The organism is Terriglobales bacterium, from assembly GCA_035561515.1.
Classification (GTDB): Bacteria; Acidobacteriota; Terriglobia; order Terriglobales; family Acidobacteriaceae; genus DATMXP01.
Genome location: DATMXP010000027.1, coordinates 298,176 through 309,021, shown reverse-complemented (window position 1 = coordinate 309,021; position 10,846 = coordinate 298,176). Strand labels below are relative to the sequence as shown.

General features: G+C 58.2%; 9 protein-coding genes. 1 reads left to right on the top strand and 8 read right to left on the bottom strand.

Features of this window, described 5'->3' with window-relative positions:
- Positions 1 to 143: 143 nt before the first annotated feature.
- Entirely contained in the window at positions 144 to 1,553 is a 1,410-nt protein-coding gene (locus VN577_14155) for an amino acid permease (protein HWR15967.1), read from the top strand.
- Here the strand turns inward: VN577_14155 and VN577_14150 are convergent.
- From VN577_14150 to VN577_14115, 8 genes are all read right to left on the bottom strand, one after another.
- Positions 1,550 to 2,764, bottom strand: coding sequence for a glycosyltransferase (locus VN577_14150; protein HWR15966.1), 1,215 nt, complete (start codon positions 2,762 to 2,764; stop codon positions 1,550 to 1,552). The two genes, VN577_14155 and VN577_14150, sit on opposite strands and share 4 nt — an antisense overlap.
- A 32-nt stretch (positions 2,765 to 2,796) precedes the next feature.
- Positions 2,797 to 3,435 (bottom strand): hemolysin III family protein, encoded by a 639-nt coding sequence (locus VN577_14145; protein ID HWR15965.1) that lies wholly within the window; start codon positions 3,433 to 3,435, stop codon positions 2,797 to 2,799.
- A 75-nt stretch (positions 3,436 to 3,510) separates the two neighbouring features.
- Positions 3,511 to 5,448, bottom strand: a complete 1,938-nt coding sequence (locus VN577_14140) for an ABC transporter ATP-binding protein (GenBank protein HWR15964.1) — start codon at positions 5,446 to 5,448, stop codon at positions 3,511 to 3,513.
- A gap of 133 nt (positions 5,449 to 5,581) precedes the next feature.
- Positions 5,582 to 6,835 (bottom strand): ABC transporter permease, encoded by a 1,254-nt coding sequence (locus VN577_14135; protein ID HWR15963.1) that lies wholly within the window; start codon positions 6,833 to 6,835, stop codon positions 5,582 to 5,584.
- Positions 6,836 to 8,146: an ABC transporter permease gene (locus VN577_14130; GenBank protein HWR15962.1), complete on the bottom strand. Its 1,311-nt coding sequence runs from the start codon at positions 8,144 to 8,146 to the stop codon at positions 6,836 to 6,838.
- A gap of 36 nt (positions 8,147 to 8,182) precedes the next feature.
- A complete protein-coding gene (locus VN577_14125; GenBank protein HWR15961.1) occupies positions 8,183 to 8,554 on the bottom strand; it encodes a hypothetical protein in 372 nt (123 codons plus the stop codon).
- 9 nt (positions 8,555 to 8,563) lie between these two features.
- A complete protein-coding gene (locus tag VN577_14120) occupies positions 8,564 to 10,192 on the bottom strand; it encodes an aspartate:alanine exchanger family transporter (protein ID HWR15960.1) in 1,629 nt (542 codons plus the stop codon).
- Positions 10,193 to 10,233: 41 nt separating this feature from the next.
- Positions 10,234 to 10,773 carry a hypothetical protein gene (locus VN577_14115; protein ID HWR15959.1) on the bottom strand — a complete coding sequence of 180 codons (540 nt, stop codon included), beginning with the start codon at positions 10,771 to 10,773 and terminating at the stop codon, positions 10,234 to 10,236.
- Positions 10,774 to 10,846 lie beyond the last annotated feature (73 nt).

The window sequence follows — 10,846 nt, the reverse complement described above, 5'->3', positions numbered from 1 at the left end:
GCTTTGTTTTCTTATATAAAGGCAAAACGGGGGGAGGGGGTAGGGTCCAATTCGGAACAGGGCAAGGGCTCTACGTGCTAGCCCCTATCCCCTGAATTCCTGCTTCTTGTGCGCCGGCGTAATTCCGTCTACCGTTACACTCCATGTCCGCCGGGGCCGCCGACCTCGAAACAAATGTGAACGCCAGCAGTCGGACCACCCTCGTCCGCGGCATGTCGCCCAACGACGCCGTCCTCCTCATCGTCGGAGGCGTCGTCGCCAGCGCCATCTTCCTCACGCCGTCCGATGTCGCCGCCGCCCTCCCGTCGCCCGTCTGGTTCTTCGCCGCCTGGATCGCCGGCGGCCTGGTCTCGCTCATGGCCGGATTCGCCTTCGCCGAACTCGGCGCCATGTTCCCCGAAGCCGGAGGCCAGTACGTCTACCTCCGCGAAGCCTTCGGTGACTTCTTCGCCTTCCAGTACGGATGGCTGATGTTCGTCGCCGGTGCCGGCGGAGGCATCGCCTCCATCGCCGTCGCCTTCGCGAAATTCTTCGGAAAAGCCTTCCCCGCCCTCGCCTCCGAACGCGTCCTCGCCACCCTCGGCCGGTGGCACCTCACCACCGGCGACATCGTGGCTGTCTCCGCCATCCTGCTCCTGACCTACGTCAACGTCCGCGGCCTCCGCCCCGCAGTCATCCTCCAGAACACCGCCACCTGGCTGAAATACGCAGCACTCGCCGTTTTCATAATTTTCGGTTTCATCTTTGGAAAAGGCAGCTGGTCGAACTTCGCTCCAGCCGGTGTAACGGAAGCGTTCGGCAGCGGCTTCTACGGTTTCATGAGCGTTCTCGGCGTTGCCTTCATCGCCGTCTTCTGGACTTACGATGGTTGGGTTTACGTTTCCTGGGTCGCAGGCGAAGTGAAACAACCCGAGCGCTCCATACCGCGCTCGCTCGTGCTCGGTATCGCGATCGTCACCGTGCTCTACGTTGTCATGAACGCCGTCTATGTTTACGCGATGCCGCTTGCCGACATGGCAAAAGAAGGCACTCTCGCCGAAGCCGCGGCGATTCGCCTGTTCTCGCCCGCAGCAGCGTTCTGGCTCTCGCTCGTCATCGCCGTCTCAACCCTTGGAGGCTGTTCGAGCAATGTCCTCGCAGGCGCTCGCATCAGTTACGCAATGGGTCGCGATGCTCTCTTCTTCCGTCGCATGGGCGAAGTTCACCCGCGCTTTCGCACACCAGCGATCGCGCTGATCGCGCAAGGCATCTGGTCATCGGCGATCGCTGTCACTGGCACTTACGACCAGCTATTCACCTACACCATGTTTGGATTGGTGCTCTCGTATGTTGCGTGCGTGATCGCCATGTTCGCGCTGCGGCGCAAGCAGCCGAACACGCCTCGTCCGTACAAGTGCTTCGGCTATCCCTGGATTCCCGCAGCGTACGTTCTACTCATCGGCGGTTGGATCGTGAACACCATCCTCGAGCGGCCGCGTGAAGTCTATGCATGCCTCGCTGTAATGGCGATTGGTTTGCCCGGATACTTCTACTGGAAGCGAGCCCGAACTTAGGCGGAATGATCGACCGCGACTGGTTCTGCGGCGTTCCGCTCAGGTGAGATCCTTGTCATCTTCCCTCCGAAGCTCAACCTGTAGCGCTCGCGACGCCACACGATCTCGGAACTGGAATAACTCGCCAACCAGAAGCAGAACCCCATGAAGTCGCGCAGCGGATACAGCCAGCAGTGCTTCACCGCATTCGGGTCGCGCACAACGCCCCAACCAGCGACAACCGACAAGATCAGCCGATTCACAATCGCCGCCGCAAACACGCCTGCGCCAAACAACGGCTGTCCTGCGCCGATTCCGCCGATCAGGCTCAGCACTCCGAACGGCATCGCAAACGTCAGTACGGTTCCGAAATGGCCTTTCGGACGCGAGAAGCGCGTGCTCTTCATCCACCGAACCTGGTGAGCAAGCGAGTCCTTGAAGCTGCGGTTCAACACGATGTGATCGATAACGTGGTGCGACATCAACACTGTCCAACCAGCTTCGGCAATCCAGTTCCCCAGCAGGTAATCGTCCGAACAGTAGTCGAGCAGCGCTGTCATGCCTCCGACCTTCTCGATGGCATCGCGCCTTCCCACCATCGTCGGACCCAACGCGAACTTCATCCCTTCCAGCGTGTTCGCCGACACAGCGCCCGCAGTCATCTCCACCGACATCCCGAGCGCTTCCAGTCGGCTCCACAGTCCTCCCGTCGGAACACCGCGATACAGGCAGGTCACCATCCCGATCTTCGGATCGGCAAAAGGCGACATGATATCGCGCAGGTAATTCGGCTCCACGTGCACATCGCTGTCGCTGATGACGTAGTAATCCGTCTTTGCCAGCTTCACCATCTGCTCCATCGAGCAGACCTTCGCGTTCGGACGAGTCGGCTCGCCCGAGTATGCATACTTCACCGCCACGTGCGGATACTTTGCCTGCAGCTTCTCGGCGATCCGCAACGCCGGATCGTCATGGTTCCTCGCCCCGAAGATGACCTCGAACTCCGGATAGTCCTGCCGGAAGAAGCTCTCCAGGCTGCTTTCCAGCCGCGGCTCCAATCCACAGACAGGCTTCAGCAGCGTCACCCGCGGAGTGAATCCAGTGGACGTTTCGCGGGTTCGGCGGAAACGCCAGACTGAATAGATGACGAGGACCAAAAACCCCGTGCTACAAGCAAGGCCGAGGATGCCCGCGTAAAGCAGCACTTGCATGACTGCATGAACAATAGACAAGTATGAATCCGAGTATTGGTGTCACTGCGATTCTAATGGCCCGCGGGAACAACCGCCACCAGAACCGCCGCGAAATGGCAGCCGCTCCCGGCGAGGACAAAGCAGTGCCAGATCGCGTGTCCGTAAGGCAAACTCTCCCAGGCGAAGAAGATGACTCCAGCCGTGTAGGCGACTCCACCGGCCACCAGCCACGCCACCCCCGCCCCGGAGACCGTCGCCAGCAACGGCTTGATGGCAATCAGCACAAGCCATCCCATTGCGACACAAACGGCAGGTGAAACATACTTCGAAATGTGCAACGAGACTGCCGTTGCCACGACGCCGATAATCGCTAACCCCCAGACCACGCCGAAGAGTGCCCAACCCCACTTGCCGCGCATGTTCACCAGCGTGAACGGCGTGTAAGTGCCGGCGATCAGCAAGTAGATCGCGGCGTAATCGAAGATCTGGAACAGTCGCTTGACGCGCGGAGTTCGAAACGCGTGATACAGAGTGGAAGACGCGTACAGCAGGATGAGCGTGCTTCCATAGACGGTGCACGCTACGATCCGCCAGGGATCCGACGTGCCGGCGGTCATCCAGATGAGGATGGGAAGCGCGCCTATGCTCATCACCAAGCCAAGCCCGTGCGTGATGCTATTCGCGATCTCTTCTCTTACAAATCGCGACAAAGATGCACCTCCCCACCAAATGTTCGATATTAACTGTGGTTTACGGAAATCAGCTGTGACGTAGGTAACAGAGCTTTAAATGGCTGACTTGGCCTTCGCCTGGTGGAGTGCCACGCGGATGACCACTTCTTCTGCGTTCAAAAGGTTCGACGGCAGGAGTTGGTCGACATTGATGGTTGGCTCCTCCGACGACAAGCGGCGCAGGTAGCCTTTCACGTCCTCACGGATCACCGTCAGTTCGCCATCCTGGAAGCGCAGCAACATGTCACAGTTCTCCAGCGTGCTCAGGCGGTGAGCGATCATGAAACTGGTTCGACCCATCAACAGTTCTTCGGTCGCGGACATGACCGCTGCTTCGGTTTTCGAATCAACGGCACTGGTGGGCTCGTCGAGAATCAAAATTGGCGAGTCCTTCAAGAATGCCCGGGCGATGGCGATTCTCTGACGCTCTCCACCCGAGAGACATGATCCGCGGTCACCCACTTCGGTTTCGTAGCCTTCGGGTAACATCTCGATAAAGCTATGCGCATGGGCCGCCTGGGCGGCTTCGATGATCTTTGCCTCCGCGATGTGCGGTTGCGCGAAGGCGATGTTCTCAGCCACCGATGTAGAAAAGAGGACCGGCTCCTGAGGCACGATTGCGAACTGCCGGCGTAAGTCTGAGAGCCGGTATTCGCGAATGTCATACCCATCCAGCAGAATGCGTCCTTCGGCCGCCTCATAGAAGCGCGTCAGAAGACTGACCAGAGAGCTCTTGCCGGAGCCTGTTGGTCCCAGGATGCCGACTTTCGTGCCCGGCTCAACCTTGAATGAAACATCGTCGAGTACCTTCCGCCCATTGGCGTAGCTCATAGAGACGTGCTGGAACTCGATTGCGCCTTTCGCTCTCTCCAATGGACGCGCACCCGGAGATGAAAGCGTCTCCGGTACTTCGTCGAGCAGCGCAAAGGCACGTTCGACGCTGACAAGGGACGCCTGAACTTCGGAGACTTTATTGGTCATCGTCCGTAGCGGTTCATAGAGCTGCGTCATGTAGGACATGACGATCAGCAACTCGCCAAGCGTAAGCACGCCTGCCTGCACGTGTTTGGCACCAATCCAAAGCGCCGCGGCAGTTCCGAGAGTGATCAACATGGCAGTGGCGCAGTAATAGCTTGCCTGGGTCATCGCGAGCTTCATCTGGCTGCGCATACGCTCGTTCGAACGTGACACGAAACGCTTATCCTCGGCCCGTTCACGACCAAAGGCTTTAACCAGTTTGACCGCACCCAAAACTTCGGTGAGCACAGACATAGCGGAGCTGTCCTGCTCTTTCACTTCGTGCCAGCCAGCGTGAGTTTTGCGGCTGGCGGCTCGCGACAGCAGCATCAGAGCAGGCGAGATGATGAATGCGATAAGAGCGAGTTGCCAATCCATCCGCAGAGTGACATAAGCCATGCCGATGAACGAAAAGATCGCCGTCACAAACGGCACCATTCCCTGGATGGTCACTAATTGGATCGCCGGGGCATCGTGCTGAATGCGATATGCAGTATCGCTGGTTCCGGTTTTGTCGTGAAACCCGAGATTCAAGCGCTGCACGTGCCAGAAAAGACGTGCGCGGAAGTCGTGAACGAGTTTCTCGCCCGTGTAGGTTTGGAGCATCCAACTGGCTAGCACCTGCAATTGCATCAGTGCGCCGATCATCAGCAACATGCCTGCGGCCAGGAACAACAAGGCAGGCACGGTGCTCGTCCAAGCTCTTGGCAGCCATTCGACGAGCAGCTTCGGAAGGGGCATTTGGCTGATGGCCGAGTCGACCACCAGCTTCAACGGAAGTGGGAGTAACAGCGCAAACGGAGTAGACAGAAACGTAAGGAAGACAATACCCGACAGATGCGGCCAGCAAGGTCGAGCTTGTTCCAGCACGCGGCGAAGCGTGTGAACCGAGGACCTCAACGTCGGGGTCGCCGCCGGTTTGCGGCGACTACGCCGGTCAATTCCGACGTGAGGCAGAGATGGACTAATTGGCATCGCGAAAAAGGCGTTTCACCCGGCGACTTTCGCCGACCTTATGCCCTAATCCAGAGATTAAGGGACACAGGTACGGGCAACAATCGAACAGAACCATTAGTTTCCGGAATTCAACGCCGCTTGGAGTAAGGGATCACTCGTAGCGAAGGGCTTCCACGGGATCCATGTTGGAAGCACGGCGGGCGGGTATCCAGGCGCTCACAACGCCAACGAACATCAGGATGATAGTGGACAGGAGCACGGTTTGCCCGGAGATGGCCAAATGGATGTCGGCCTTGCCGCTCGTGTCCTCGTACAAAGGTCCTAAGAGAGGGAGCGTGCCTACGGACAGAGCAATCAGGTAGGAAATCCCGATCCCAATCGCACCTCCGACAAGGGCCAAGACCAGGGCTTCCGAGAGAAATTGGACCTGTATGTGGCGTTTGCGGGCTCCAAGCGCCCGGCGAATGCCGATCTCGCGAATGCGTTCATCGACCGACACGAGCATGATGTTCATCAGGCCGACCCCACCAATACCAAGTGTCAACGAGCCGATGAACATGAGCAGCACCTGTAGGCCGATGGTGATGCCATCAATGATGGGCCGGAACTCTTCACGCCCGAACATCTGAATGGCTTTCTCGTCAGTCGGGGAGAATTGCTGGCGGCTAGCAACTACTTCCCTGACCTGGGCCATCGCTGCTTTCTCGAACTGCGGTGACATGGGTTCAAACACCAGCACGCTGCCATACTTGGTGTCCCACAGGTCGCCGGCCGCGCTGTAAGGGATGAATGCCGATTCATCGTCGCTGGTGAAGTAGTTGCTCATTTGCATCTTGCGATCCATGGTGCCGATCACGGTGAACCGCACGCCATCAATGCGAACTTCCTCGCCGACAGCCGGACGACCTTTAAACAGTTTGTGATAGAGCCTCTCTCCCAGGAACACGACGCGCCTGCGCTCCACGATGTCGCCCGGTGTAATCCAGCGGCCTTCACGCGGCACCTCGTTGCGCATCTCGCCGTATTGTGGACAGACGCCGCGGATGGCAGTGTCGGCGAACGCGTCACCGTAGGCAATGCCGCGGAAGCGAACTGACTCCAGGCAAACATTCTTTACCAGACTGGCGTTCTGCTTGATCAGGTCCACATCTTCCTGTTCGAACTTGACGACTTTGCCCGCCCGTTGCCCACCAGGCTGTTCGCTGGTCTGCTGAGGCCAGCACACCACCGCACCACGCCCGAACGCGAAGAACGCGTGCACCAACACCTGACGGAACCCCGCGCCATACGAAATCAGCAGTGTTACGGCGGCGATGCCCCAAACGATACCCAGCATGGTGAGGACGCTGCGCACGCGACTGCGCTGCAATGCTGCCCAAGATTCCCGGAAGATTTCGAGCAGCATTTAGCCTCCCGCCTCGTAACGTAGCGCTTCGATCGGATCAATGGATGCGGCACGGCGCGCCGGATAGATCGCCGCGGCAACGGAGATGGTGCCCAGCACGGCGGCGGCGAGTAGCCCGGAACTCCACGTGGGCAGCAGGCCCGCGAAGAAAGGAGGCATGGGCATCAGGTTGACCAAGGCACAAAATCCAAATGCGATCATCAAGCCGACGCTGCCGCTAATGAAAACGATGATCATGGTCTCGGCAAAGAACTGCATGATGATCGCGCGCGATGCCGCACCCACGGCTTTGCGAACACCTATCTCGCGCGTGCGCTCGCGGACCGCAACGAGCATCACGTTCATCACGCCGAGCCCACCAAGCAAGAGAGTGGTGATTCCCACACCACCGAGGAAGTACTTCATTCCGTCGGTCATCGCGCGAAAAGCGCGAGCCTCTTCCACGGTGTCCCAAATGCCTGCGGCTTCCTTATCGTCGGGATCGAAGTTGTGTATCCGCCCGAGAACCTTGCGGGTTTGCTGCTTGCAGGATTCATGTTGCTCATAGGACTTCGGCACTACAAGAAGACGGTCGAGCGTGTGCGGCGTATCCGGAGGCTTGGCAGGAAAGTCGCGACGCATGGTCGCATAAGGAACAAAAAGCTTATTGACGTCCCAACCATCGTAGCTGGAGTCCTGGTCTTTTTTTGCCATGACGCCGATGACTATGTACGGAAACTCACCGACCTGAACAGTTTCGCCCAATGCCGCATGCGATCCGAAGAGTTGCTTCTTCGCTTCGGCGCCAAGGATGACAACGCGGCGAGCCTGCGCCTGATCGTCCCAACTGTAAAAGCGCCCCTGGGCCAAGTTGATGGAGCGTACTTCCGCAAATGGAGGCAGGGATCCGGTAACCAGGAGAGCCGCATTGTTGTAGCGACTGGTAATTCTAACCTCGTCGCGACCAAGCTCCGGGAGAGCGTACTTGCAGTCGACGGCCTCCTTTTCCAAAGTGACTGCGTCCGTGTCTTCCCAGCGGACCCGACGTCCGGCCCTCAAGCCGCCGGCCTGAAGACTGGTACGTCCGGCGAAGACGATCATGATGTCTTTACCGAACTGAGAAGCTACTTTCGCCTGTCCGACGCGAAGGCCTTCGCCGGCGGCTACCATGAGCACGATGGAAACGATGCCCCAAATGATGCCGAACATGGTAAGAGCCGTGCGCAGACGGTGCGCCATCAAGGTTCGGTAAACATCGACAAATAGGTCACGGAAGATCATCAGGGCAGCAATACGCCGAATCGCCGGCTGATTAGACGTACGAAATCGCAACCCGATTGGTTCCCGGAAAGTGACGTTACCGGTGTTTTAAGTTTTTGCTGGGACCGAACGCGGCTTATGCGGGCAGGTGGCCGTATTGATGCAACTGTCGGGCAATTGCAGCCGCTCCACTACTTTGCCGCCGATGATGTGAGAAGTTACGATCTCTTCCAAGTCACCTTCGGTGACACGGCCATACCAGACCGCATCGGGATAGACAACGATGGTGGGGCCGTGCTCGCACTGGTCGAGACAGCCAGCCTTGTTCGCCCGCACTCTGGCATGCACGCCATGCTGCGCAAGATGCTTCTTGAGAGCTTTCTGAAGTTCTCCCTGGCCGGTGGGGTCGCAACATCCGCGAGGATGTCCCTCCTCCCTCTGGTTCGTGCAAACAAAGATATGCTTCAGGAACTTTGGCATAACATCAGGTTACAACAACAGCTGCGCAAGTATGATCTTCGTAATCATGGCAGCCGGGTAGATGCTGGCGTAAGCGACGCTGGGGCTTTCCGAACGCGTAAGTTCGTCGGCGTAAGAAACGCACGCCGCCTGGGTCTGAATTCCCGATACCAGTCCGATCAGGTAGTCGAAGGGCAACTTCAACCAATAATGCCCGAGAATCAGCGCTAACGCGTTCACCAGCAAAGTCAAACCTAAGCCAGCGATCAACAAGTTGAGGCCATGCGACCGAAACGTTTCAAGGAAGCCAAAGCCTGCATTCGTACCAACGCCGGCAAGGAACAGTACTGATCCGACTTGGCGAAGCGAGAGATTCGCGCTGACCGGCATGATCCAGGTGATTCGTGCGGTACGCTCCATCCGGCCGAGGATGAGTGCGACCAGCAGTGGACCTCCGGCGAGACCGAGCCTGAGAACCTGACCGTTGGGCAAGGGGATGGGGAGCATTCCGACGAGCGCGCCAAGAACCAGTCCGATGGCAACCGAACCGAACTGAGTTTCGGCTGATCCGCGGATGGAATCGCCGAAGAACTTGGAGATCGCTCCGAATTGTTCCGCCTTGGAGACGACACGAACGCTGTCACCGAATTCGAGACGGGTTTCTTGAGTCGGGACGAGTTCGGCATCCCCTCGGCGTATGCGCGTCACAGTGGCGCCAAGCTGATTGGCGAGGTCGAGATCCGCAACGCGCTTGCCCACGACATCTTTACTGGAAACAAGATAGCGGCGGAAATCGAGTTCACTGCGGTCCTGCTCGATGTGGTGCTCTTCCGCCCGGGCGCCGAAGATCATCTCGGCTCTTCGCAAGCCTTCTTCGTCGCCGACCGCCGCGACCACGTCGCCACGAGCAAGAACGGTGTCTTCTTTCGGCAGTTCAGTTCGGCCTTTCTTTTGAATACGGCTGAGGACGAATCCCACTTGTGGATGAATTTCCGTGATCTCCGCCATGCTACGGCCCACGACGGCTGGGTTCTCGACGGTGAAATCACGTACGCGAATGTCGGGCCGCTGCCGACGCGTGCTGAGATCCACCTTCCACAGCCGACGCGAAACCTGGAAAAGCAGCAGGACCCCAATGACTCCCAGCGGATAAGTAATGCCGTATCCGAGTACCGGCTCGTTGGCGAGCTTCTGAATTTGGTCGAATGGCAACGCGGCGTTCTGTTCGCGGACGCGGTCTCGAACCGCCGCAAGTGCCGGGGTGCTGGTCAAAGCGCCAGTAAAGAACCCGGCTGCACGAGGTCCGGGCACGTGAAAAATGCGAACGAGCGGCAGGGTTACCGCAAACCCGACGCAGAGCACCGTGATGGCCAACGCTATCTGGCGCGCGCCCTGCTCGCGGAAGCTTTTGAAAAAAGCCGGACCTGCCTGAATTCCGAGCGTGTAAACGAAAAGAATGAGCCCGAGATTTGCAACCGCTTCAGGGATGTGGATATCGGGACTGAGGGCCCCGACGGCGATGCCTGCGAACAGAACTCCGGCGACTCCGAAGCGGAATCCCCAGAAGTTGATCTCACCCAAAAGATAGCCGATGCCGATCACCAGAAACAAAGTGAGCGTGGGATTGGCAATCAGCGCAGAACTGAGGGATTCGAGCATGTAGCAGGTCAGGATAACAAATCAGACCGGTGGGAACGGTATTAGAGCATCGCATTCACGCGCCCGGCAAAGGCGGGACGCTGTAGGCGTGTAAAGATCACGGCAACATCGGTGAGTTTCTGATAACGGTCGAATACTTCCGCGGGATCGAACCACATAAATGGCAAAAATGTTTTCAACCGGAGTTGAATGATCGCGCGCATGGCATGCATGCGAACGGTCAGAGCACGTTCGACCATGAAGCGGGCCGCCTTGGCGACCTCAGGGTCCGCATGGTTTCGCGAAGCTTGTCCCAACCTCAGGAGGACGGCTGAGTTCTGCGCGATCCGCTGAACGTATTCGAGTGTGGCCAAAGTGCGCTCACGCTGAACCCGGCGGAAATCTGCTGCTGGGAGACGCGATCGCAGGAACTCTGTTTCTTCGGGATTGATGAGGTTCTGGAATGCCTCGATGTCGATGGCTGACGTTTTCCCGGCAAGATCGTCGACGCTGGCAATCTCTTCGGCGTGGCCGTGCGACACGCGTAGCAGGAAGATCGCGGCCAGTAGCGTAAGCAGAACGACGATGAGAACTAACGTCATATGAACTGATAATACTGCTGCGCCTGCTTGCTAAGAAGAATAGCGCTTCCGGCTTTCAGCATAGGTCAATTCG

What these genes read in the sequence shown, in the direction of transcription:
- VN577_14135 (HWR15963.1), bottom strand. Translation starts at nt 6,835, where the DNA reads ATGCTGCTCGAAATCTTCCGGGAATCTTGGGCAGCATTGCAGCGCAGT.
- VN577_14120 (HWR15960.1), bottom strand. Translation starts at nt 10,192, where the DNA reads ATGCTCGAATCCCTCAGTTCTGCGCTGATTGCCAATCCCACGCTCACT.
- VN577_14115 (HWR15959.1), bottom strand. Translation starts at nt 10,773, where the DNA reads ATGACGTTAGTTCTCATCGTCGTTCTGCTTACGCTACTGGCCGCGATC.
- VN577_14125 (HWR15961.1), bottom strand. Translation starts at nt 8,554, where the DNA reads ATGCCAAAGTTCCTGAAGCATATCTTTGTTTGCACGAACCAGAGGGAG.
- VN577_14140 (HWR15964.1), bottom strand. Translation starts at nt 5,448, where the DNA reads ATGCCAATTAGTCCATCTCTGCCTCACGTCGGAATTGACCGGCGTAGT.
- VN577_14155 (HWR15967.1), top strand. Translation starts at nt 144, where the DNA reads ATGTCCGCCGGGGCCGCCGACCTCGAAACAAATGTGAACGCCAGCAGT.